The organism is Tigheibacillus halophilus (assembly GCF_042683165.1).
Classification (GTDB): Bacteria; Bacillota; Bacilli; order Bacillales; family Amphibacillaceae; genus Tigheibacillus; species Tigheibacillus halophilus.
Window position 1 is genome coordinate 1 of record NZ_JBHUIZ010000006.1, and the last position, 24,672, is coordinate 24,672.

At 43.8% G+C, this 24,672-nt stretch carries 26 protein-coding genes; 23 read left to right on the forward strand and 3 right to left on the reverse strand.

From position 1 onward, the window contains the following. Positions 1-101: 101 nt before the first annotated feature. The 3 genes from ACFSMW_RS08480 to ACFSMW_RS08490 form a co-directional block, all read right to left on the reverse strand. Positions 102-419, reverse strand: a complete 318-nt coding sequence (locus ACFSMW_RS08480; protein WP_390354788.1) for a magnetosome magnetite crystal formation protein family — start codon at positions 417-419, stop codon at positions 102-104. 255 nt (positions 420-674) lie between these two features. Then, positions 675-1,478 carry a GNAT family N-acetyltransferase gene (locus tag ACFSMW_RS08485; RefSeq protein ID WP_390354790.1) on the reverse strand — a complete coding sequence of 268 codons (804 nt, stop codon included), beginning with the start codon at positions 1,476-1,478 and terminating at the stop codon, positions 675-677. 13 nt (positions 1,479-1,491) lie between these two features. Beyond that, positions 1,492-1,998 carry a GNAT family N-acetyltransferase gene (locus tag ACFSMW_RS08490; protein WP_390354791.1) on the reverse strand — a complete coding sequence of 169 codons (507 nt, stop codon included), beginning with the start codon at positions 1,996-1,998 and terminating at the stop codon, positions 1,492-1,494. Between the two features lie 190 nt (positions 1,999-2,188). On the opposite strand from ACFSMW_RS08490, the gene ACFSMW_RS08495 reads away from it, so the two are divergent. The 23 genes from ACFSMW_RS08495 to ACFSMW_RS08605 all read left to right on the forward strand — a co-directional run bounded on the left by ACFSMW_RS08495 (position 2,189) and on the right by ACFSMW_RS08605 (position 24,464). Beyond that, positions 2,189-3,988, forward strand: coding sequence for a cation:proton antiporter (locus ACFSMW_RS08495; RefSeq protein WP_390354793.1), 1,800 nt, complete (start codon positions 2,189-2,191; stop codon positions 3,986-3,988). 49 nt (positions 3,989-4,037) lie between these two features. After that, positions 4,038-4,253 carry a hypothetical protein gene (locus ACFSMW_RS08500; RefSeq protein WP_390354795.1) on the forward strand — a complete coding sequence of 72 codons (216 nt, stop codon included), beginning with the start codon at positions 4,038-4,040 and terminating at the stop codon, positions 4,251-4,253. 171 nt (positions 4,254-4,424) lie between these two features. Then, the gene (locus ACFSMW_RS08505; protein WP_390354797.1) at positions 4,425-5,465 is read left to right on the forward strand and encodes a lactonase family protein; all 1,041 of its coding nucleotides are present in this window, start codon (positions 4,425-4,427) and stop codon (positions 5,463-5,465) included. 30 nt (positions 5,466-5,495) lie between these two features. Next, positions 5,496-6,389 carry a LysR family transcriptional regulator gene (locus ACFSMW_RS08510; protein ID WP_390354799.1) on the forward strand — a complete coding sequence of 298 codons (894 nt, stop codon included), beginning with the start codon at positions 5,496-5,498 and terminating at the stop codon, positions 6,387-6,389. A gap of 262 nt (positions 6,390-6,651) precedes the next feature. Then, positions 6,652-7,197 carry an acyl-CoA thioesterase gene (locus tag ACFSMW_RS08515; RefSeq protein WP_390354801.1) on the forward strand — a complete coding sequence of 182 codons (546 nt, stop codon included), beginning with the start codon at positions 6,652-6,654 and terminating at the stop codon, positions 7,195-7,197. After that, entirely contained in the window at positions 7,197-7,565 is a 369-nt protein-coding gene (locus tag ACFSMW_RS08520) for a hypothetical protein (RefSeq protein WP_390354803.1), read from the forward strand. Before ACFSMW_RS08515 ends, ACFSMW_RS08520 begins: the two co-directional genes overlap by 1 nt. 680 nt (positions 7,566-8,245) lie before the next feature. Continuing rightward, a complete protein-coding gene (locus ACFSMW_RS08525; protein ID WP_390354804.1) occupies positions 8,246-9,157 on the forward strand; it encodes a hydroxymethylglutaryl-CoA lyase in 912 nt (303 codons plus the stop codon). A 191-nt stretch (positions 9,158-9,348) separates the two neighbouring features. After that, a complete protein-coding gene (locus tag ACFSMW_RS08530) occupies positions 9,349-9,918 on the forward strand; it encodes a helix-turn-helix domain-containing protein (protein ID WP_390354806.1) in 570 nt (189 codons plus the stop codon). Positions 9,919-10,034: 116 nt separating this feature from the next. Then, positions 10,035-10,229: a hypothetical protein gene (locus ACFSMW_RS08535; RefSeq protein WP_390354807.1), complete on the forward strand. Its 195-nt coding sequence runs from the start codon at positions 10,035-10,037 to the stop codon at positions 10,227-10,229. Between the two features lie 341 nt (positions 10,230-10,570). After that, the gene (locus ACFSMW_RS08540; protein WP_390354809.1) at positions 10,571-10,768 is read left to right on the forward strand and encodes a hypothetical protein; all 198 of its coding nucleotides are present in this window, start codon (positions 10,571-10,573) and stop codon (positions 10,766-10,768) included. A gap of 186 nt (positions 10,769-10,954) precedes the next feature. Continuing rightward, the gene (locus tag ACFSMW_RS08545; RefSeq protein WP_390354811.1) at positions 10,955-11,734 is read left to right on the forward strand and encodes a class I SAM-dependent methyltransferase; all 780 of its coding nucleotides are present in this window, start codon (positions 10,955-10,957) and stop codon (positions 11,732-11,734) included. 722 nt (positions 11,735-12,456) lie between these two features. Then, positions 12,457-14,043: an L-lactate permease gene (locus ACFSMW_RS08550; protein ID WP_390354812.1), complete on the forward strand. Its 1,587-nt coding sequence runs from the start codon at positions 12,457-12,459 to the stop codon at positions 14,041-14,043. 84 nt (positions 14,044-14,127) lie between these two features. Next, entirely contained in the window at positions 14,128-14,835 is a 708-nt protein-coding gene (locus tag ACFSMW_RS08555; RefSeq protein ID WP_390354814.1) for a FadR/GntR family transcriptional regulator, read from the forward strand. Between the two features lie 234 nt (positions 14,836-15,069). Continuing rightward, on the forward strand, positions 15,070-15,786 hold the full coding sequence (locus tag ACFSMW_RS08560; RefSeq protein ID WP_390354815.1) for a (Fe-S)-binding protein: 717 nt from the start codon (positions 15,070-15,072) through the stop codon (positions 15,784-15,786). A 19-nt stretch (positions 15,787-15,805) separates the two neighbouring features. Further along, on the forward strand, positions 15,806-17,233 hold the full coding sequence (locus tag ACFSMW_RS08565) for a LutB/LldF family L-lactate oxidation iron-sulfur protein (protein ID WP_390354817.1): 1,428 nt from the start codon (positions 15,806-15,808) through the stop codon (positions 17,231-17,233). Further along, the gene (locus ACFSMW_RS08570; RefSeq protein ID WP_390354819.1) at positions 17,230-17,940 is read left to right on the forward strand and encodes a LutC/YkgG family protein; all 711 of its coding nucleotides are present in this window, start codon (positions 17,230-17,232) and stop codon (positions 17,938-17,940) included. Before ACFSMW_RS08565 ends, ACFSMW_RS08570 begins: the two co-directional genes overlap by 4 nt. A gap of 131 nt (positions 17,941-18,071) precedes the next feature. Continuing rightward, complete coding sequence (locus ACFSMW_RS08575; protein ID WP_390354821.1) at positions 18,072-19,187, forward strand: CdaR family transcriptional regulator; 1,116 nt, start codon at positions 18,072-18,074, stop codon at positions 19,185-19,187. Between the two features lie 403 nt (positions 19,188-19,590). Next, positions 19,591-20,985, forward strand: coding sequence for an FAD-binding oxidoreductase (locus tag ACFSMW_RS08580; RefSeq protein ID WP_390354822.1), 1,395 nt, complete (start codon positions 19,591-19,593; stop codon positions 20,983-20,985). Continuing rightward, complete coding sequence (locus tag ACFSMW_RS08585) at positions 20,985-22,352, forward strand: (Fe-S)-binding protein (RefSeq protein WP_390354824.1); 1,368 nt, start codon at positions 20,985-20,987, stop codon at positions 22,350-22,352. The genes ACFSMW_RS08580 and ACFSMW_RS08585 overlap by 1 nt, the downstream gene beginning before the upstream one ends. A gap of 202 nt (positions 22,353-22,554) precedes the next feature. After that, the gene (locus ACFSMW_RS08590) at positions 22,555-22,860 is read left to right on the forward strand and encodes an MGMT family protein (RefSeq protein ID WP_390354826.1); all 306 of its coding nucleotides are present in this window, start codon (positions 22,555-22,557) and stop codon (positions 22,858-22,860) included. A 79-nt stretch (positions 22,861-22,939) separates the two neighbouring features. Continuing rightward, positions 22,940-23,269 carry a chaperone CsaA gene (gene csaA, locus ACFSMW_RS08595; RefSeq protein ID WP_390354828.1) on the forward strand — a complete coding sequence of 110 codons (330 nt, stop codon included), beginning with the start codon at positions 22,940-22,942 and terminating at the stop codon, positions 23,267-23,269. A 98-nt stretch (positions 23,270-23,367) separates the two neighbouring features. Then, complete coding sequence (locus tag ACFSMW_RS08600; RefSeq protein ID WP_390355425.1) at positions 23,368-23,778, forward strand: CidA/LrgA family protein; 411 nt, start codon at positions 23,368-23,370, stop codon at positions 23,776-23,778. Further along, positions 23,775-24,464 (forward strand): LrgB family protein, encoded by a 690-nt coding sequence (locus ACFSMW_RS08605; RefSeq protein ID WP_390354830.1) that lies wholly within the window; start codon positions 23,775-23,777, stop codon positions 24,462-24,464. The genes ACFSMW_RS08600 and ACFSMW_RS08605 overlap by 4 nt, the downstream gene beginning before the upstream one ends. Positions 24,465-24,672 lie beyond the last annotated feature (208 nt).

The following is a 24,672-nucleotide window of genomic DNA, read 5'->3' on the forward strand; positions in this document are numbered from 1 at the left end:
GTCGAATACCGAACTCAATCCAGCCAATCAGCTGCATAATAAAACTCTAACTTTTAGGGGTAACCACCTGGGCGAGGAGCTTTTTCTGTACGAAATAACTTCTAAAATTCATTTTTTTGAAAGACTTTGATTCCCTGGACGATATTCCAGATAAAAAATACAAAGTAGACAATGCCAGATAAAACGAAGCCTGAAATAATGACTGCAAAGGCTATATTACTATCGAACATTGCTAATGCAAGAATGATCACGACGAAAATCAAAATGAACGGCAGGATATGCGACAGCAATGCCCGCTTAGCATGTCGGCGCACCTCGGTATCAGAAATGACAAAGTAAACGATAAGCGGCAATAAAAAAGGTGCAAAAAAGATGCTGAAATAGCATAAAGACGAGAGAACTTTGTATTCAGTATCCACTGCTTTCCCTCCATATCGGATTTATTCTCTAATTATCATGTGCCTCTAACGTTTTTCCTATCCTGAAACAGCCTTGCGCGCATGAACAGACTGTCAGAACCCGGCTTTAAATATTCGTGAATAACCCGGTATTGTTAAAGCTTCAAGGTGTCAATTCCCTCATGCTTTAGAATATAAACAATCTTAGACGGAAAGCAAACCATGCTGTATGGGTGGAAAAAGGATACGAAGCCGAAAAATACATCAAATATATGTTTAACTGGCTGTCCAAATTGCTTTAGTATAAGCAACTTGGAGTCCGGCCTTTTCCATATTGTACTGACTGATGCTGCCAAAGCTAGCTTGCCCGGTTATCAAATGAATATTTTTTTTTAATGCGGCATGGATTCGTTTATCGATCATTGCCCGGTGCAGCCCGCGTTTACGCATATACGGCAATGTCGCAGAAGCTGCCAATGTGCCAACATCATCTTTTAAATACAGTACGGCGATACCTGCTGGTTCCCCTTGATAAGACGCGATGAAGAATTGCCAATGTTTATCCTCATGCAAGATAGCGTTATTGCAGGCAACTTCCTTACTGGTGAAATCGGGCATCCCGAACGCCTTAACATATATCTCAGCGAATAACCTAAATTCACTTTTTTCCAAGGAGCGTACGGTAATGTCTTCAGGATGATCATGATTAATACAATCTTTTGCATTTCCGTATAAAACCGTATGAAAGCCGGATTGATAGCATCCTTTTTCCGTTAAACAAGCAAAGATCTCGGCACTGGCGCACTCCGGTTCCAGCTCGAACCGTATTGGGATGTTCCGGTCCAGGTAAAAGTTGAATATATCATCTATATATATCATATCTTCCTGTGTGAGTCCCTTGACGATATTGAACGTATGCCCGGGGATCCCTCTGCAAATAAAAGCACTTGCATTTCCGAAATGCTGCATTTCTGCTTCCATCGGATTCCCGTCTCTATCCCTGATGGCAATAAGTTTTGATGCCAGCAAATCTATGTCGGAGCGCATGATTTTTTTTCCAAATTGTTTTGTCCAATACATATCCCCCCTCCTTTTAAAATGAATTATCTATCCAAAATCGCCGCACTACATTGCCATTGTCCGCCATAAAAGGTCTATCCTCTACACCGCCATTATGAAGGATGGTTTTGGCTGACCCGATATTATCTGCATCACAAGTGACTAGTACTTTGTGGATGCCCAGCTCCTTGCATTTCATCAACGCCTCGGCAAGTATCCGGGTCGCGTAGCCTTTTCTCCGTTCACAAGGGCGTACACTATAACCGATATGCCCGCCAGCATTGTAAAGATGATCATTTAGTTCATGACGAATATCCACCATCGCAAGCACACGCTCATGCTCATCGACTAGAAAATAATTGGTGCTTGGAAGCCACTTGCCATTTCCATTTTCCCTGATGGACAAAGCATCTAAATAAGCCTCATAACTTTCGTATCCATTCAAATTAAAGCTGCTTGGAATCATCCGAGATGAGCCCCATTCGCTTACATAAGCTTCATGTTCCTCTTTCCATTTTACGTCAGGTCTTGTTAAACGCATGCGATCTCCTCCTTTACCGTGACAAATATGCATATTAAAAGTTTAGAAATAATTATAACCTACCGCATTCCTTTATGGAATGACAATTTTGAAAATGGGCCATTTGATTACGTTCCGGTAAATGATTATTTTGTCATGGTTTGTTAAACTATAGGGAATACATACTTTGGACGGAAAAGAGGCATACACCATGGAACAAACTGCTTTAATCAGTATCGTTGTCATATTGGGACTTGGAATTTTTTCACAGTGGTTCGCTTGGCGAATCCAATGGCCTTCCATCGTTATCATGTCTATTGCAGGATTGTTGATCGGCCCCATATTCGGATTGGTCAATCCTCAAAATGCGCTTGGAGATTTGTATAGTCCGATGATTTCATTGGCAGTAGCGGTAGTATTGTTTGAAGGGAGCTCCAGCCTGGACATTCGCGAACTGAAAGGCATTTCCAAATCTGTCTTTAGGATTGTCACACTCGGAGCCTTCCTGGCGTGGATAGGCGGGTCACTTGCAGCACATTACATCGCAGGCTTAAGCTGGGAAATTGGCTTCATTATAGGCGGTTTATTTGTCGTTACCGGTCCTACAGTAATTATTCCATTGTTGCGCCAGGCGAAGCTGAAGCCAAGAACCGCTGCAGTGTTGAAATGGGAGGGGATTATAGTTGACCCGGCTGGACCGTTGCTGGCATTGTTTGCATACCAGGTCATCAGGGTGCTGACCAATAACAGTGTGCCACTGCATCAATTGCTGGAATTTTTCTTTGGAGCGCTGCTTGCGGCGATCCTTGGATATTGTTTCGGCCTGTTCGTCACGATCATGGTTAGTAAAGGTGCTTTTCCGGAATACCTTAAATCCCCGATCATTTTGTCTTTTGTATTACTGTGTTTTGCCATTGGCGAAGTCATCATGCACGAGACCGGGATGCTTGCTGTGACCGTAATGGGCCTTGCCATCGGCCGCAGCAAGAAGTATGTGAGCTCGATTGAAAACATCGGCCATTTCATAGAGAACATTTCGGTTATCTTGACATCAACGATTTTTATCTTGCTGACTTCTTCTTTATCTCGCGAGGTCATCGGGCAAGTGTTCACTTTGCCTATCATCGGGTATGTGGCCGTGATGCTCTTTTTAGTAAGACCATTATCGATTTGGTTATCAACGATACGTACAGAATTGACTATTCCTGAAAAAACATTGATAGGCTGGATAGCCCCAAGAGGGGTAGTCGCATTGACCGTCTCGGGATATTTTGCATCACTGCTGCTGGATGAGGGATATCCTGATGCTAACATTTTAACCGCATTGACCCTTGCACTCGTGTTTATCACTGTATGTGCCCACGGGTTCACTATCGGACCATTCTCCAAGAAATTAGGACTTGCCAGCTCTGCCCCGCCGGGAGTGCTGATTATTGGAGCGAGCAGTTTTTCCATTGCACTTGCGAAAAGTCTGAAGGATTTCGGGATTCCTGCCCTCGTAATGGACACTTCTGCTGACAGATTGGAACCGGCCGTTCAAGCGGGGGTTGAAACGCACCAGGCAGAAATCCTTGCGGAACATACTAAATTCGAGGTAGATCTGACACCGTACGAAACTTTGCTGGTTTTAACGGGAGATGCTGTATATAACGCACTGGTCTATCAGTCTTATGTGCCGGCGTTTGGCTACCAAAATACCTTTGCAATCAAGGTTAAGCAAGACGATGGAGAGAAGGAGAGAAATGTCCCTGTCGCCATGCGCGCGCATCTCTTGTTTGGCGAGAAGGCAGCATTTAGAAATTTAAACAAGAAAGTGAACACAGGCTATAGTCTGCAGGCATTGCAGGTGTCAGAGAAAAACACCTATTTGAAGGAGGATTTACCTGGCGAGGGGATACCAATTTTCATTAAAAAACCAGATGATAAGATTTCATTTGTAACTTTTAGGCAGAAACTGTCATTGGAAGAAGGTGATCAGCTCGTTGTGCTTGATAAGCAGAAAAAGGTATGATGTCGGCATATCAAGAGACAGTAAAATAGTATATTTTGGGGGATGGCGCATGCAAGCTAAAAAATTCATGAAAAATTGGAAACATTTTTTCACGAGTATCGTAATGAGCATCATCATCACGGTATTGTTATTGTCTGTGGCGGGTATGATTTATTCCCTATGGTTGGGAAAAACCTTCTATGCTAATTATTCGGTGATCATCCTAGTATTTTTAGTCTTCTTTGTCGCCATATATCTTACCTCGCCGAAAAAAATCAGGAAGTAATGTTTTGGAATTTATCTGCTTGGCGTGTATACTGCAAGTGCAGAAATGCCTGCATTTCGGTAAGGTCTGATAGTCTCAATTTTGGAGTTGGGGGAATCAGATCCTTTTCATTTCATTTTACTGCCATCTTATTTGTATAATGGGGAAAGAATAGGGAAGGAGCGGATCGTGATGGGGAAAAATTATACTGGTTATGTTGGTACATATACACGCGAAAACAGTGAGGGAATTTATAAATTCAGTCTGAACACAGAAGCAAAAAAGCTGGAAAATGTTGAGCTTGTTGCAAAAGTTGGAAATCCAACATTTATTGCTTTCAGCGAAGATCATAAACATGCGTATGCTGTTTGTAAGGATGGTGACATGGGGGGAGTTGCCTCCTATGAGGTGAAGGCAGATTCGGGCAATCTTCGTTATCTGAATAGACGGCTCCAGCGAGGCGCTTCTCCTTGCCATGTCGAGGTGAAAAGCCAGCATCTGTCCAGTGGGAATTATCATGAAGGGACAGTCACTTTATACCATATCAATAGCCGGGGAAGCCTTGAAACGGATTACTTCGTGGTCCAGCATGAAGGCCACGGGCCGCATGAGCGTCAGGAAAAATCCCATGTTCATTTTACAGGATTCACACCGGATGGAAAATATATTGTTGTATGTGATCTCGGGACTGACGAAATAGCCACATATCAAGCTGCAGCGAAGAATTTGGAAAAGGTAGCTTCCTATCAAGTGAAAGGCGGAAGCGGGCCAAGGCATATCGCCTTTCATCCGAATGGCAAGTGGGCATATGTCATTACAGAATTGAGTTCGGAAATCATCGTATTGGATTATGATGCTTCCTCTGGCAGTTTCCGTGAGAAGCAGACAGTCTCCACGCTTCCAGCAGCATTTAAAGGGAAAAATGATGCCAGCGCAATAAAATTATCCGCCGATGGAAAGTATGTTTATGCTGCTAATCGAGGTCATAACAGTCTGGCGGTATTTCATGTTGATATGGCAAGCGGCGAACTGAAACATACGCAGCAAATTGCTTCCGGTGGAGATTTTCCGCGTGATTTTTCTTTGGACCCCTCTGGAAAATTTGTTGTAGTCGCTAATCAAAAAAGCAATCATCTTGTTTTGTTTTCGAGAGATGAAGCAAATGGCAAGCTGGAACAATTATCTTCAGTAGTCAATGTGCCTGAAGGGGTTTGTGTGCAATTCCTTTCATGATTATTTGAATTTGAAGAGGAGGTGAATTGTATGGAAGTGAAGCATCTGGCATATTTTGCAGAAGTGACACGTACCGGCAGCTTTACCCGTGCTGCGGAAAATTTATACATCACCCAGCCAGCCTTAAGCCGTATTGTCAAATCTTTGGAAGAAGAACTGGGAGTAGTCTTGTTCATCAGATCCCGAAAAAAGCTGATTCTGACAAAAGCCGGAAAAATCGTGTATGACCACGCAGTAAAATTCCAAGCTCAATTTGCTGAATTAAAATCGGAACTGAATGAGTATGTCACCCAAAGGGAAGGACATATTCGCATTGGTTTGCCGACAATCGCTGACGTGGGTTTTTTCTCTGAATTGATTTCCAGCTTTCATCAGGATCATCCCGAGGTCGTTTTTCAATTGGAAGAAGATGGCTCTAAAGCGATCGAGGAGAAAGTGATGGAAGCAAAGCTTGATTTCGGAGTGGCAGTCTTGCCTGAGGAGCACGCGCTGATTGATTATTTTGCCATCGTTGAGGAATATCTCTGTCTTGTTGTTCCTGCAACACATCCCATGGCCTCGCGGGAAAGTGTCAAATTGACGGAACTGGAGAATGAGAAATTCATTATGTTCACCCAGGATTTTGCGCTCCGCAATATTTTGGTCGCTGCGTTGAAAGATGCTGGCATGAAACCCAGAATCGTTTCAGAAACCTCCCAGCTTGATTTTATTGAGGAGATGATTGCCGCAGACCTTGGAATCACGTTGCTTCCAGAAAGTGTTGCTGCGCAATTGACCGATGAGGTGGTATCCATAGATATAGAACAACCACGAGTGGCATGGAATCTGGCTTTTATTTGGAAAAAAGATGCCCATTTGAGTCAGATCGCTCGAGCGTTTATACAATTCACCCACGAAAAATTGCTTGAAAGAAAAATAGTGTAAGATCAAAAATCCGTCTGTCAGACGGATTTTTTTTGCTCTTTTGTGTGGTCGGTTTATAATGCTATGCATTTCGTTAGGGCGATATTGGAAGATTTCCATGGCGTTAAAACGATTACATGTGATTAGAATCCGGTTTCATTACAAAATGTTATCTATCCATAGTCAAACGGCATTGTACAGCGGTCAAAGAGTGGAATTATAATAATGCATACAGGCAAAGGACATGAAATTCATTTAATTTATATAAAAAAGGTGATATAGGATGCAAGTAAGAAAAATGAAAGATACACGTGTTGTGCAAACAGACCAAGTGCTAATCAATGATTTGAATAATTATCATACTTTGTTTGGCGGAGTGCTGATGAAAAAACTTGACGCATGCGCAACACTTTCTGCTGGAAGACTTTCCAGGGTGAAGGAATGTGTGACAGCATCCACAGACGAAGTGCAATTCATCACACCAATCAAGCAAAGCGATTCTGTGTGCATTGAATCGATGGTGACATATACAGGCACTAGCTCAATGGAAATTTTTTGCAAAGTAGTAGCAGAAAATATCGTAACAGGGGAACGCAAGCTTGCGGCGACTGCTTTTTTAACATTTGTCGCATTGGATGAGCATAAGCGGCCTACCCAAGTGCCAAGAGTCATTGCGGAAACCGATGAGGAAAGATATCTTTATCAAACAGGAAAAGAACGCGCGCAAATCCGCAAGATGAAGAGACAGCAGAACAAAGAGCTGATTGCCAGATTGACGTTGGAAAAACCTTGGGATCAGTATACGAATGAAAATGGGGAGGCGATATAATGTTCATGACGAGTTTCAGCGATCTTTTGCAAGCAAAAAAAGCACTTGAAGACATCCAGAGGCAAAAACCAGCCTTGTTCCATAAATTCATTAATGTTGTTCAGCTTACCCGCCAGCTGCAATATAGATTTCAGTATATGGGAGCGTTGATTATGGAAGAAGATGCAGCAAGGTTTGAACCATCCCATCAAAATGCATATGTGCTTTCAGTTTATCAACAGGAGATAGACAAATTGAAGAAAGACCAGAGTGCAGAAGATATCAGGGGATTGCTATCCAGCTATAAAAAACTTGGCTATGCTAATATCAGCCGGTTGGCATTGGGAACGAATCCACGTATTTTAGTCGGCCCGGTTGTCGTCCATTAAAGAGGGTGGGACAGAACTATCCAAAAACAGCTATAAATTGCCATTTCACATCTAGTTGATTGGAGCGAAAGGCGGCTGACTCCTTGAAAAAGAAATTCGCTTTTTCTGCGTGCGACGTGAATGCTGCCGAAGCGTTCCTTGTCCTGCGGGAACAATGGTTTTCGATGGGAAGCGTAATCGCATTCCCAGCACGAGTCTGAAGCCCCCGCAGGAAGTGATTTTCTTAGAAAGTACATGAGGGAAGGCAAGCTACATACGGCCTTTGCCGCCAACGCTTGCACACCCCTTGTCGGGGCGCCTGGCGTGCAAATCAACGAAATTACTAAGCTAGATAAAAAAAGTTGGGCGGTTCCATGTCAAGATGGTACCGTTCAACTTTTTTACATTTCCCAGGGTTTTGTCTCACCCTTTTTTTGCCATTTGACATACATTCGTCTGCACTGCTTCCATTTCTTGCTTACACACACGCGTTATGGTCACATAAAATATAGGATAACTGAGCGTGCGCTCAAAAACAGTTGCATTGCAAGAAAATTTGTTATATAGTTAATTCAACAATGTTGAATGTAAAGAAACTTTATTGAATCCAAGTTGTGACGCCTTTATAAAATCAGTCCTTTCACTATTGAAAGCGCATTCATAATATCGGGAAATAAAAATTTACGAAGGAGGAAAATAACATGGCCCGATTTCCGGAATTTGTCCAAATCAAAGAAGTAGGTCCCAGAGATGGTTTACAAAATGAAGAGAAACGTGTCTCTTCAACAGATAAGATCACATTTATTGATTTATTATCAGAGTCAGGATTGCAGGAGGTGGAATATTCGTCTTTCGTACACCCCAAATGGGTTCCGCAGCTCTCAGATGCACATGAAGTCGGCCAAAAGATCAAGCGCTTTCCGAATGTCCGTTACTCCGCTCTTGTACCGAACATAAAGGGTCTTGAGTTAGCCTTAGAAGCCGGTATCGATGGCGCATCGGTGTTTATGTCGGCAAGTGAAACCCACAATAAGAAAAACATTAATAAAAGCATCTCTGAAACTTTTCCAGTCCTTTTTAAGGTGGTGCGGGAAGCAAAACAGGCAAAAAAACATGTGACGGGGTATGTATCCACTGTTTTTGATTGTCCATACGAGGGCCGCATCAACCCGGATAAAGTGGTTGCGGTATGTGACAAGTTGTTGGAATGTGGCGTTGATGACATTTCGCTAGGGGATACAATCGGCACGGCCGTCCCGCCGCAAGTGGAGAATTTGCTCAACGTGGTCCTGTCACGCTACCCGAAAGAGAAAATCATCCTGCATTTTCATGATACACGCGGGATGGCAATAGCCAATATTCTTCAGGCTTTGGAATACGGGATCTTTCGTTTCGATAGCTCAGCTGGGGGGCTGGGGGGATGCCCTTATGCACCAGGTGCAGCGGGAAATGTTGCCACTAATGATGTCTTGTACCTCCTTCACGGACTCGGGATAAAGACGGGCATCCATGAACAAAAGATACAAGAGGCAACCGGGTTCATCCAAAGTAAATTGGGGAAGCCGTTGCCGAGTAAGTCATTTGCAGCGATGGCGAATGAACTGCTTGGCTAATTTAAAAAGTTTATTACTGACGGGCCTGACTCTTTTCTCGCTACAATCCAGCCTTCTCAATGCATCAGAAGACTGGATTATTGCGGCGGGGAGAACTGATCTTTTCAACCAGCCTAAATCTTGACGGAGAAGCGATCCTGCCTTATCATGAAGTCATTCGAGCAAGTGACGACGGTCATTCGTGAAAGGAGTTGGCTTCGATAGAATTACTTCATATCGGTGAAAAAATAAAACAGGCCCGGCTGCGCAATAAAAAAACACAGCAGCAGATTGCAGACCAATGCGGCATATCCAAAAGTCTTTTATCCAAGATTGAAAATGGGCAAACATCTTCTGCGGTCGCCACCCTTTCCAAAATAAGCGAGGCATTGGACATCCCGCTTTCCTGGGTGCTGGATGATCATATCGAAGAAGACTTGGTGCTTCTTGCCAAAGAAGATAGACAGACAAGAATAGGCGATGAAAGCATGGGATATACATATGAACTGCTTGCTAACCGTCCGCGTTTTTCCGGAGTGGAACCAACCATTGTCCATGTTACACCGAAAAACGCTAATTTAAGACATGAACCATACACGCATTCACAGGATGAGTTTATTTACATTATTGAAGGCTCTATACAACTCCTGTATAATGAGAAAAAGCACCTGCTTCATAAGGGAGATACAGCTTACTTCAAAGGGACTAAGCCACATTTGTTTGTTCCGATTGACAATACGGGTGCCAGGGTATTGACATTATTTATTGACAATAGTCTTTGATTCAGGAAAAGTTGTGATTATCCCAAATTGTCGCTGTGAACCATTTGCATGCCTCCGGGGAAATACACCCGGATTTTTGCTGTGTCGATTTTCTATGATGGAGGGATCTGGATTTTATGAAACATTTTATCATTGAGAACGGAAAAATACGCGACTTGACAGAAGAAGAATGCACAAAACTGGCGTTGGAGGCAGGGAATAATAAGTATGAAACCCTTGCTGATATGCTCGAGACTTTGCGCCAGAACTATCTGATGCATCCCTTGCCAGATCAGTTACATACAAAGTACTTTTTATTTTTGAATAAATGACTTGGATGGGCAGCCTATACGATCTTTTCCTGCAGGAATTTCAATTCCAGGGGCCACACGATCTTTAATTATATATCATTCGAATTGCAGAGTATGGATCAGTTTTCCAGCTCTGTATTTTTATGAGCTGTATCTTACCCATTGAATAGTAAACCGTCTGCAGATGTCTGAATAGTCATTAAATTGAACGGAAAACTATTGTATAATGAATGTATAAAATATGAGTGAAGTGGGTGTACAAATGAATGACAACGAGTTAAAACAGCTGCGCAAAAGAGCTCACTTCGGAAGAGCTCGCAAGACAGGTTCTTTTTGCCAAAAGTATCATGTGGAGCTATGAATTGGGAATATTGCATTTGAAAAAATTGTCAGTTACTTTGATGTATCCGCTATTTGCTGGGTCAAAAAGAGAAAGCCTGCTGATTGAACCTGAAGATAAAGATGAAATTGATACTTATTCATTTTTGGTGGATAACACACCAATCTCTAATGAAGAAATGAATCAAGCGATCGCATTCATCAGGACTAAACGGCTATGAAAAACGCGAGTAATAATAAGCAGCATCCTCATTGAACAATCGAGGGAGGCTTTAAACAGAGACGTTGACATAATGAAAACTTATCATCTGGTATAATAAGTCGGTATTTTCTCCACCAGTCGTCTTGGTCTATCCTTAAAGGGAGGACATTATAATTTTTTATGAAGCAGAAGGCAGGTGGAAGAGATGGGCATTGACTTTCACGATCCCAAAAACAGTCGTACGTATACGATGCGAATTGCTGATAAAACATGGATGGAAGCCATCAAAGATCTTATACCAGTCCAGCATATCAAAAGTGCAGTAGATATTGGATGCGGCGGAGGGATTTACACGAAGGCATTAGCTGATATGGGGGCAGGCAGCGTCACTGGTGTGGATTTCTCACATGCCATACTTGAAGGGACAAGAGAACATTATAAAGATGTCAAGAACATGACTTTCAAATATGGAGATGCTTTTGATACCGCTTTAGACAGTGACAGCTATCATCTCGTACTTGAAAGAGCGTTGATTCACCATGTAGAAGACTTGCTTTCTTGTTTTCAAGAAGTATACAGATTATTGAAGAACGGCGGATATTATATTTTGCAAGACAGGACCCCGGAAGATTGCTTGCTGGAAGGGGATAATACTCATATCAGGGGATACTGCTTTGAACTTTTTCCAAGATTAATGGAAAGAGAAGTCAGCCGCCGGCATAAGAGCCAGTTTGTGATCCGTATGCTAAAAGAAGCTGGATTCAATCAAATTGAAGAAGTCAAGTTATGGGAGATAAGAAAAGTCCATACGGATAAACAAAAATTACAGCAGGATTTGAGCGAGCGAACCGGTAGAAGTATTCTTCATGAATTGAATGAGGAAGAATTAGACATGCTGCTGGCGTATATCGACAGGAAACTCCCAGCAAATGAAAAAATATATGAAAAAGACAGATGGACGATTTGGAAAGCAGAGAAATCATGAGGAAAAGAAAAAGACTGTTTCCCTCAATCAATACGCTAGTGGTGTAAACTACAATTGTAGAGATACATGGTGTTACTAATACAAGACTACTGCCGCCTGGGATTCTACCAGACGGATATTTTTTTAGTACCATCTCAAATGCCTAATGTTGCTTGTTAGTTGGACTAGTGGGTTCACGGTAGTCGACTGCGATTTAATCTCCAATCAGATGCAAATTTATGAAACCATCCCACGGCAAGATCTTCAAAAGGTATGTGAACCACGAAAGTGCTCCAGATGCCCCACTGAGTTAGGTTGAAAAGCAAGAAAAAAGTGGTTCATAAGCTGAATGAGCCACCAGTCAGTTTGGAAAGCAAAAAAAGAGTGGTTCATCGGCCATGGGAACCACCGAAAGCGCTTCAAACATCCATACAAGTTGGTTCATCCAGTTGTTGCCGTGCTCTTAACAATGCAGGTGCATGGAGCCCAAAGCAATTTAGCTGCAATATCGAAGTAGATTATGGAGCGCGGTACCATATCACAAAAACCAACTGAGTTTTGTTTGGCTGCAACGATTTTAAAATGAGCTCTATTTGGGCTAACAAAAAAATAAGTTGTTGACGTCCAAGGGGAGAAGGGATAATCTAGTAGTTAGGTCATCTGATGACCTTATCAGCACCTTTTCTGTTGATTGATTTTATTACGATATGAAAACGCTTTATGAAGAGGGGATGGAGTTTTTTATGTTGGTTGTTGCACTAAGTGCGATCATAGCACCTTTTGTATTCTTGGTTTTATGTCGCATGCCTGCAAAAAAAGGCATGTTTTTCAGTGCTGTTATTGTGATTGCGCTTGCTTATTTTGTATGGGGGATGGGCGGTCTTATTGTCACTGCTTCGATTTTGGAAGGGCTGCATAAGGCGCTCACCATTTTACTTATTCTCTTTGGGGCGATTGTTCTGCTGAATACACTGCAGCATACAGGCGCAGTAGTTCGTATCAATCAGGGTTTTCGCAGCATTTCTGCCGATATGCGTGTACAAGTCATTTTAGTCGCGTTTTTATTCGGGGCATTGATCGAAGGAGCGGCAGGTTTTGGCACCCCTGCGGCAGTAACCGGTCCATTAATGGTTGCTTTGGGATTCAATCCAATGGCAGCGGCTACATTGGCCCTGGTCGCTGACAGCGCTTCTGTATCGTTTGGAGCGGTGGGGACCCCGGTAATCGTCGGTTTAAGTAATATTCAGGACGCAAGTATTCCTTTTTTTAAATCAATCGGTATACATATCACAGCTATCGACTTATTTGCGGGCACTTTTATACCATTCATATTAGTTGTTATGCTCACAGTCTTTTTTGGGAAAAAGAAATCAGTTAAAGAAGCTTTGCCACTGCTTCCTTGGACATTCATGATTGGAGTTATTTATACAGGTTCCGCATTGCTTTATGCATGGCTGTTCGGACCAGAGTTCGTATCAATTCTGGCCTCTCTGACAGGTTTGATCATCGCAGCGGTGACAGCAAAAAAGGGAGTTTTGCTGCCTAAATCTGCTGCTTGGACAGATGCCTTACAGGAAGGTTTCAAAATTAGTGAAAATAAATCAGATATGGGATTGTTGACAGCATGGTCCCCTTATTTGGTAGTTGTCGGACTGCTTTTGCTGACAAGAATCATCACTCCGATTAAAGCGTTCACATTAAAATATATGGATCTGTCATGGAGTGATATTTTAGGAGTGAAAGGGATTACATCAAGCTGGGAAATATTGTATTCTCCAGGAACCATATTGATTTTGGCAGCTGTACTGGCAGTCTTCATCCAAAGGAAATCTGTTACAGATTTTACCAAGGCAGCAAGTGAATCGCTGAGGTCCATGAGAGATGCAGCGCTTGCCTTATTCTCTACATTGGCTTTGGTACAGGTCTTTACCCATAGTGGCATGAACACTTCAGATTTATTGAGTATGCCCCAGTATATTGCTAATGCACTTGCCAATTCATTTGGTCCCATGTGGGTTTTTGTTGCACCTTTTCTTGGAGAGCTTGGGGCTTTTGTTACAGGAAGTGCCACGGTTTCCACGCTTACTTTTTCCCAAGTGCAAGACAGCATCGCCCACAGTACTGGTGCCAATTCTCATTTTATTCTGGCATTACAAGTTGTTGGGGCTGCAGCGGGTAACATGATTTGTGTACACAATGTCGTTGCTGCATCGACTGTGGTCGGACTGACCGGAAAAGAAGGGGATATCATTCGGAAAACATTAGCCCCTGCTATACTGTATGGTATTTTAACTGGCATTGGCGCGTTCATATTGATGCTTTTTGTTTAGGGCATAGCAAAAAGAATTCTTCCTCTTCCGTAATCGTACTGCATCAAGTAAACTGGAATAGAGATCTAGTTGGAGGATAGTCATATGGAAACGAAGAGGATCAGACCCAAAAAAATATATGAAGAAGTGGCAGAGGTTATCATCGATCATGTGAAAGCAGGGGAGCTCAGTCCTGGCGACAAACTTGATTCTGTAGAACAGCTTGCCAAGAATTACGGTGTGAGCCGCTCGGCGATCCGTGAGGCACTTAGCGGTCTCCGTGCTATGGGGCTTGTGGAAATGCGTCAGGGGGAAGGAACGTTTATCACCAGTTTTGATGCGTCTGCATTTGCGCTGCCTGCAGCTACTGCGCTGATCATGAAGCGCGATGATATCAAGGAACTCGCTTCTGTGAGAAGGATTCTGGAAATTGGGGCGGTAGCATTGGCAGCAGCAAGCTACCACCAGAACGACTTAGTGGAGATGGAAAAAGCTTTGCATCTGATGGAAGATGCAAAAGGCAAAGGAGAGCTTGGAGAACAAGCTGACCTTGACTTCCACCTGTCCATAGCCAAAGCCACACATAATAAAATGTTAATCAATTTGATGGCCAGCGTTTCCGATATCACATTGGAAGCGATGAGAGAAACGAGGCGGCTTGTTTTATATTCTGAAGAAGGTATGACGCAGCTTTTCAAGGAACATCAGCGGATTTTTAATGCTATCAAAGACAGGGACCAACAGCAGGCCCAACAGGAAATGCGCGATCATCTGATTGCGGTGGAAAAAATCCTTTCAAAATATTTGACCTGAGTTTATGCTTTCCAATACGGTTTTAAAAGAAATCTAAGGAAGAAATTGTCGACTCCCTACATTGACTCAAAGCGGTGAACGTGACAAACAGCCATTCTCACGTTCACCTTCCCAGCTTTTTAGCTTAGCATTCGAATAGTCTCCTTAAAAATAATAATAAGGAAATATTTTTCAATTCAGTCATATGATGACCTGCTTTATAAGGTGTATAATGATTTGTGGAGGCGGATACAAATGAAAGTTTCATTAATGATTACGTGTATGTGCGACATTTTTGCATCCAATGTTGGCAAGGACACAGTGGAATTACTGGAAAGGCTTGGCTGTGAAGTGGATTTCCCCCAGCAGCAGACTTGTTGCGGGCAGCCAGCATTCAATAGCGGTTATCTGCAGGATTCAAAAGAAGCAATGAAGCAGACGATGAAAGCTTTCCGTTTTTCCAAGTATGTGGTTGGCCCCTCGGGCTCCTGTATCGGCATGCTGCGAGAATATCCAAAAGTATTCAAGGGAGATCCTGTTTGGGAAGAAGAGGCCAAAGCGCTGGCAGCAAAATCATACGAAGTGACCCAATTCATCGTTGAGGTGCTGGGTATCGAGGACGTAGGCGCCACATTTGAAAAAAAAGTTACATACCATCCATCGTGTCATATGACACGGATCCTTGGCGTAAAGAAAGCACCTATGATGCTGCTGAAAAACGTGAAAGGGATCAACTTTGTCGAATTGCCGGTTAAAGAAGACTGCTGTGGATTTGGAGGTACCTTTGCAGTCAAAAACGAACAAATATCGACTGCCATGGCCCAAGAAAAATCACGTCATGTATCAGAAACGGAAGCAGAGTATCTTGTTGGCGGAGATATGGCCTGCCTGATGAACGTCGGAGGGATGATGGAACGGGAAGGGAAAAACGTCCAAATTGCTCATATTACAGAAATCTTAAACCATCAATAACATAGAACGGAGGGAAAGGATGAGTATCAAAATAGGTGAGGCACCATATAAAGCGCGTATTCAGGAAGGGTTGGACAACGACTTCATGCGTCTGGCTGTGGCTTCAGCACAGGGCCGTTTCCGCAGTGGCCGCCAGGCACAGGCAGATGAGTTGGGCAACTGGGAAGACTGGCGCACGCTGGGGGCAGAAATCCGTACGCATACGATGGAAAATCTTGATTTCTATCTGCAGCAGTTAAGCGAAAATGTTTCTAAACGAGGCGGTAATGTATGCTTTGCACAAACAGCAGAAGAAGCCAATGCTTATATACAAAATGTGATCAAAGAAAAAAATGCCAAAAAAGTTGTGAAATCCAAATCGATGGTAACTGAAGAAATCGGCTTGAACAAGGCATTGGAAAATGTCGGTGCAGAGGTGGTTGAGTCTGATTTGGGCGAATGGATTTTGCAATTGGATGAGGATCCGCCATCCCATATTGTGACACCAGCGCTGCATAAAAATAAGGAACAGATTCGTGAAACTTTTGCTGAAAAGCGCGGTTATACCAAATCTGATACACCGGAAGAACTTGGCTTGTTTGCCAGGGGACAACTCCGCAAAGACTTTTTATCTGCAGATGTGGGAATCACCGGTTGTAATTTCGCGGTTGCTGAATCAGGGGCTGTGACATTCGTGACTAATGAGGGGAATGCCAGGATGGTCACGACTTTGCCCGATACACAAATCACTGTTATGGGCATGGAGCGGATTGTACCAACATGGGAGGAGCTGGATGTGCTTGTAAGTCTGCTGACCCGTGCGGCGGTGGGGCAAAAACTGACAAGCTATGTGACTTCCATTACCGGGACAAAGCTACCAGGTGAGAGTGATGGACCGGAAGAATACCATTTAGTCATCGTAGATAATGGTCGTTCGAAAATTCTGGGGACCGAATTTCAATCAGCGTTGCACTGTATTCGCTGTGCGGCCTGCATAAATGTTTGTCCTGTGTACCGCCACGTTGGCGGACATGCGTATGGATCTATTTATCCAGGGCCGATCGGTGCGGTGCTCACCCCTTTGCTGGATGGTTATGAGGATCATAAGGAATTACCATATGCCTCATCACTTTGCGGGGCTTGTACAGAAGTCTGCCCGGTGAAAATTCCTTTACATGAACAATTGATCAGACACAGACAGATCATAGTGGAGGAAGAGAACAGATCACCAAAGGTAGAGAAAGCAATGATGAAAGGGTTCGCCAAATGGGCTTCCACCCCTGCTGCGTATAAAATGAGTGCGGCCATGGCAAGAACTGCTTTAAAACCTTGGTCCAGGAATGAAACGATCTCTAATGGCCCCGGCCCGATGAAAGGGTGGACGAAAACACGTAATTTCCCTGCACCATCAAAACAGTCATTCCGTTCTTGGTTCAAGGAGAGAGAAAAAGGAGGTTCAGGGGAATGACAATCGTAAATAGAGACAGCTTCCTGGAAAACGTCGCTGCCAATCTCGGCCGGAACAGAAGAACAGAAGGTGTCGATCGGCCGCAATGGAGTGTCAACCCGCAGTATGATGTGTTTGCAGGACTTTCCCAGGATGAGTTGGTTGATGAATTGGAGGAAATTTCCAATGTCATCCATACTGATTTTAGACGAACAGACCGAGCAGGACTTACCAAAGCACTCCAAGCTGTGATTGAAAATGAGAACGGAAGAACGCTTGTTGCCTCCAGTGATTCCCGCAATCAGGATTTTGGTTTGGATACTTTCTATAAAGACTTGGCTGCAGCAAACCGCGACGTTCATCTTTGGGATGAATCGAAAGGGAAAGAAAATCAGGTAGTCGCGGAAAGAGCGGACATTGGTATTACATTTAGTGATGTAACGCTTGCGGAATCAGGCACAGTCGTTTTATTCAATAATAAATATAACGGAAGATCCATCAGTTTGCTGCCCAGAACATATATCGCAATCATTCCCAAAAGCACGATTGTACCGAGGATGACGCAAGCAGCAAAGCAGATACATGAAGCGAACATTGCTGGAAATGAAGTATCCAGCTGCGTCAGCTTCATTACTGGGCCGAGCAACAGCGCGGATATCGAAATGAAGCTGATTGTAGGGGTTCATGGGCCTGTTCGTGCGATATATATTGTTGTAGAGGATGCTTGATTGCTGGAGGAATCATTTTGTTTTACCCGTATTTATAAAAAATAAAGGTTGCAGTCCTTTTACCCTTTGGATAATCTGTGTCTAAAGGGTATTTTATTGAGATTTGAAATGAGTCAGAGCAGGTGGAAAATATGGCACAGTCGGCGTTGTACAATAGAAATGTTTTTACATCCCTTGTAGAAGAGTTGTCCCGCTTAATCGATGGTGAGGTCATTATCACGAATGAGCAAGGGATGATAGTTGCCAGTACAGATCGCGATCGTTTAGGTGCTTTTCATGAAGGAGCCCAGCTTGCCATGCAAAAAAAGAGCAGACTGGATATGACGAAGGAAATGTCTAACCGTCTGGAAGGGGTTCGTAAAGGGGTGGTCCTGCCAATCATCACCCATGGCAATCCAATCGCTGTTTTGGGAATTACAGGTGAGCCTGCAGCGGTGGGGCCTTATGCTTTGCTCGTGCAAAAGGTTGCGGAACTGTTCATTCAGGAAACGATCAGACAAATGGATCAAGAAAAACAGGCACGGGATCTGGAGTTTTTCGTGTTCGACTGGCTTCATCATCGTGGTGATTTGCAAACATTAATGGAGAGAAGCGAATTCTTCCAGATTCAAATGGACTTGTATTCGCAAGTGGTTATGTTTCGCGCAGGAGATAACGTTTTGGGCCTATCTTATCAGGATGTCAAAGCCCTGCGTAGAATGTGGGATCAGAAAGGTGATGCTTTGTTCGTTCGCTGGGGCCAGGGGAGACTGCTGCTGCTTATAAAAGATATATCAAAGTGCAGGCTGGAACAGAAGTTGAAGAAGTTTATGACCGACGTTATACAAATGCTGCATGTCCATATCTGTGCGGGGGTGGGACAAGCTGTTACAGGTGGTGATTTGCGGAATTCTTATCAACAGGCTGAACGTGCATGTGAGATTGCTTCGGAAAAGAAACCGCTTGTTTTTGAGGAAGATTTGCGGTTAGAAATGATAATTCAGGAATTGCGAAAAACCACGAGAGAAAAATTTGTGAAGCGGACCATTGCACCATTGTCAAAGGAAGCATACTTGCTGGAGACACTGCAGCATTGGTTTGAAAATGATATGTCCACGAGTAAAGCTGCAACAAGGATGCATGTACATAAGAATACGCTGCATTATCGGCTTAAACGAGTGGAGGAATTAACAGGTTTACGGTTGAACAGGGCGGAGGACCTTGTATTGTTGTACCTGGGATTCGTACTGTTGCAAGGGAAAAGGTAGTTATATATTTTGCACAACAATACAATTTGATGAATGACCGAATCCCTTTCTCCATTTTCCCGGATAGTGGGACAACCTGTTACCAAATTTGTTACACCTTCTTTGGAAGGATATGCTTGTTGTGTGATGAGTTATTTCTTTAAAATCGAAATCGGCACGGAGTATTTTTGTACGGCGTTCTTATTTGGGATCTACCACCTTCCCTCAGCAGGAGGTAAGTTCATGACAGCATATCATTAAAACCAAAAACGATACTTTCAGATATTGATCCAGTTTTCTCTGTTCCATGTACAAAACTACAATGAGTATAGAATGCAGCGCTTACTTTTTGTGCTTTTGCACATATAAATTTCATGATTAAACACATAAAATGGATATATAGATTAGTATAGGAGACATGTGTATGTTGACAAATGAAATGAAAGCGAAATTAAGCGATATGGTTGGAATAGAAAATGTAGAAACAGATAATGCCAGCTTGTTGGCGTATTCCTACGATGCGACAGCCCGCTATCAGGCAATGCCGGATGCAATGGTCGCGCCGCGCAATGCGGCAGAAGTAGCTGCGGTGGTAAAATGGTGCAATGAAAATCGGATTCCTATCGTAGCGCGTGGATCAGGCACAAATCTGTGTGCTGGGACGACTCCAACTGCTGGGGGGATTGTGCTTACATTCAAGCATATGAACCGGATTTTGGAAATTGATGAAGAAAATCTGACCATAACTGTTCAGGCTGGCGTATTTACTAAGGACATTTTCGAAGCTGCACAAGAGGTAGGTTTGTTTTACCCGCCAGATCCGGGTTCGATGCATATTTCGCAAATAGGCGGAAATATCAGTGAGAACTCCGGGGGCTTACGCGGGTTGAAGTATGGCGTGACGCGTGATTACGTATTGGGTTTGGAAATTGTACTGCCCAATGGGGAAATAATCCAGACCGGGGGCAAATTGGCGAAGGATGTGGCTGGTTATGATTTGACACGGCTGTACGTGGGGTCAGAAGGTACATTGGGCGTCATCACTAAGGCTATACCGCAGCCGGAAACAAAGAAAACAATGCTTGCACTGTATCATGATATAGATGCAGCGGCAGAGACTGTATCAGCAATCATCGCGAACCGTATTATCCCGGCGACATTGGAATTTCTCGACCAGGCGACAGTGAAGGTGGTTGAGGATTTTGCCCAAATCGGTTTACCGACAGAAGCTAAAGCAGTACTGTTGATTGAGCAAGATGGCGCATCAGAAGTGGTAGACCGGGATGCGGAAAAAATTGTCAGGCTTTGCAAAGAAAATCAGGCATTCGATGTGCAGGTTGCCAAAACGGATGAGCAGGCAGAGCAATTGATGACAGCGAGACGGTCTGCGCTGTCGGCATTATCAAGATTAAAACCAACAACGATTTTGGAGGACGCCACTGTACCGCGTTCAGAAATTCCAAAGATGGTTAAAGCGATTACGGAGATTGCTGAGAAATATGGCGTGACTATTTGTACGTTTGGACATGCGGGGGATGGAAATCTGCATCCGACTTGCCTGACGGATGCCAGAAATACGGAGGAAATTGAATTAGTAGAAAAAGCATTTGCGGAAATTTTCCAGCGGGCAGTTGACCTGGGAGGAACAATAACAGGTGAACACGGCGTCGGTATGATGAAATTGCCTTACCTGCATCTGAAAGCCGGAGAGGCGGGAATTGCAGCAATGCAGAGCATTAAAAAAGCTTTGGATCCGAATGGGATTATGAATCCAGGGAAAATGCTGGCTATCATTGAAGAAAAGGTTGGTGAAGCATAATGGAGACAGCGGAAAAAGAACGGATACAAGCTGCTTTTAAACAGAAAATGGACTACGATGAATTGATGAATTGTACACGCTGCGGATTCTGTCTGCCAAGCTGTCCGACATACATTGAAACGGGCAGAGATGAAGTGCATTCGCCTAGGGGCAGGATTGCCTTGATGAAAGGACTGGTGGACGGTGTTATCGAGCCAAGTGAAGAAGTCAAAGCGTCCATCGACATGTGCTTGGGCTGTCGTGCTTGTGAAACCGTCTGTCCCTCTGGCGTGAAGTTTGGACGGCTTTTGGAACAAGCACGTGATGCCATCTATCAAAACAATAAACAAACACTTCCGGAAAAAATGCTGCGCGGCACATTTTTTAAACACGTATTCCCGCATCAGAACCGGATGATCGGTCTAACTGGTCTGCTCGGTTTTTATCAGCGTTCAGGAGCGCAAAAAATAGCCAGGGCAATCGGCATCATGAATCTTTTCCCCGAAAGCATGCAGGCAATGGAACGGGTATTGCCGCAAGTGCCTAAGAAAAAAAGGATGAAGGACAGACCTTCCTATTTACGCCCCTTGACCAAACAAACGAAGAAAGTCGCTTTTTTTGCAGGATGTCTCATGGATACGATTTTCATGGATACGAACGATTCAACTGTGAAGCTGTTACAACATGCTGGCTGTGAGATTGTCATCCCGAAAACACAAGGGTGCTGCGGAGCGCTTCACGGACACAGTGGAGAAGTGGCAAGAGCGAAAGAGATGGCTAAGAAAAACATCGCATCCTTTGAAGAAGCGGAGGTCGATTATATTATTACCAATGCCGGCGGGTGTGGCGCATTTCTAGTTGAATATGATCACTTGCTTGGTGATGAACCGCAATGGAAGGAACGAGCTGAAGCTTTTTGCCGTAAAATCAAAGATATCACTACCGTCCTCATGGAATTGAATTTTGACAAAAAGGCACTAAGTATGCCGAATCAAATTGTCACTTATCAGGATTCATGCCATTTGAAGAACGGACAGAAGACTTTCATGGAACCACGCCAACTGCTGGAATCTATCGATAATGTCGATTATGTGGAAATGAAGGATGCCAGCAGATGCTGCGGCTCGGCAGGCATCTATAATATTGTCCAGTCGGAAATGTCGATGCAAATCCTGGATTATAAAATGGCGCAGGCACAAAAAACAAGGGCTAAAACGATTGCTACGGCAAACCCTGGCTGTCTGCTGCAGATGAAGCTGGGTATTGAACGAGAAGGTTTATCAGATGAAATGAAGGCTGTCCATATCGTCGATTTCTTGCTGGAAGCTTATGAAAATGCCAACGGCTCGGAACAAGCACAGTCGGAGGCTGCAGCAGTATACAGTTGACCCCTGAGACTTATAATAGGGATGCGGGTTTTGTGCGGGGGATAGCGGAAAACTTCACGTCTTACGAAATGGTGGATGTGAAGTTTTCATTTTGTCTGTCGACTCCAGCGATACCACCCTATAATTTAAGTGAGAATGTTTAAGGTGCTTCGATAAAAATTGTTCAGCATGGTATAATAGTTGAAAAAAATAGGTGATTCCGTTGCAACCATTTACAGAAAGGACCATATATATCATCCAAAACATACCGGCCGGAAAAGTGATGACGTATGGTCAAATTGCCGCGCTCGCAGGAAGTCCGCGTGCCGCCCGTCAAGTGGTCCGGATTTTGCATACGATGAGCGACAAATACGGCTTACCCTGGCATCGTGTGGTGAATAAGCAGGGCCGGATTGTGTTGCGTGATGATGAAATGGCCTGGCTGCAAAGAGAGCTGTTGGAAAACGAGGAGATCGAAGTATCGTTTCAAGGAGAGCTGGATTTGTCCAGGTATAGATGGGATTGCTGATTGGAGTATAAGGTTGCAGTTCCAGCGATGAAATGATTGAATAGAAGGACAATATGAAATAGGAACCGGAGGGAAAAGAGTGGCAACGATTGATGATTTTGCCTCATTAGATTTAAGAGTCGGGACAATTGTTATGGCAGAAGATTTCCCCGAAGCCCGTAAGCCGGCAATCAAGCTGAAAATCGACTTTGGAGAACTTGGCATCAAACAATCATCAGCGCAAATTACAAGACGTTACAGTCCTGCACAATTGCTCGGCAGACAAGTTATTTCCATAGTCAACTTTCCGCCGATGCGCATTGCGGGATATAAATCAGAAGTACTTGTACTTGGCGGGGTACCGGAAACGGATGACGTCGTGTTGCTCAACATCGATGAACCTGTTCCTAATGGTACAAAAATATCTTGAGACACGGAGCAGTCCCCGCTGCACTAATACTGGAATGCATAGGTGATAGAGAGGCGGGAGCTGCTTCGCATGAGAAATTGGAGACGATATTTGTGAGAATGGTTCGTATTGCTGTTCACATTTTGCTGCTGTATGGTTTTTATCAAGTGGGAAATGGGATTCAGCAGTTGTTTCATTTATTCATTCCCGGCAGTGTGATTGGCATGGTGCTTTTATTCATTTTACTGGCTACAGGTGTGTTGAATGTTCGGTTGCTGGAGGAAGGATTGCAATTTATGGTCGCGCACCTTTCCCTGTTTTTTATCCCGGCAACAATTGGTATCATGAATTATTTAGATTTGTTTCAGGGAAAAGGCATCCTGCTCATTTTGATTGTGCTTGTCAGTACGGTGATGGTAATGGCGACCTCAGGTTTGGTGAGCCAATGGCTCGTGATGAGGAAAAATAAAAGGAATGCACATGTCCAGACAGCTGGAGAGTTGGGCGGGAGAGGTGAAGAACGGGCATGACATCTTTTTTCACTTCCGTGATGCTGGTGGCTGCGACTGTGTTCGCATATACCATTGCAACAAAAATACATCAGAAATACGGCAAGCCTTATACGGTCCCCGTGTTAATCGCAACAGTCATCATGGTCGCGGGCCTGATGCTTTTGCATATTTCTTATGACGTTTATATGAAAGGCGGGGAGTGGATCAACAAGCTGCTTGGCCCTGCTGTCGTTGCGTTGGCTTATCCGCTTTATCAGCACCGCACGCTATTGAAAAAACTGCTGATGCCTATTGCACTCGGCACTTTCATTGGTGCTGCTGTAGGCATTGCGAGCGGTGTGTTGTTGACCAAATGGGCTGGTTTCGATATGGTGATCATCGAGTCCATCGCTCCTAAGTCTGTCACCACACCGGTTGCGATGGTTTTAGCTGATGCGCAGGGAGGTATCATGCCGCTGGCTGCGGTTTTTGTGATGATTGCTGGAATAGGCGGAGCGATCTTCAGCACGATCATTTGTAAGGTTTTTCGTATTCATCATAAGGTAGGCTTAGGTGTCGGCGCAGGCAGTGCTTCTCATGCCATTGGCACAGCGCGTGTCATGGAGGTGAATGCTGGAGCTGGCTCCATCAGTACAGTTGCCATGAGTTTCAGTACCGTCTTTGTATCCATTTTGACCCCCTTGTTCATATGGCTGTTTGTTTAAGCAGTATATGGGCGAGGTTTTTTCCAGTAGAAATATCACCGCTTAAGCAGTTTATCCGCATCGATTGCAGGATATCTATAATACTGAAATTTCATTTGTAATTTTTATCAAATATTTCAACCTAAAGCAGTTTATTTGCAACTAATTCATTTTTCTAAATTTACCTCTTGCATTTCTATGCAAATTGATGCATAATAATTCAATAACG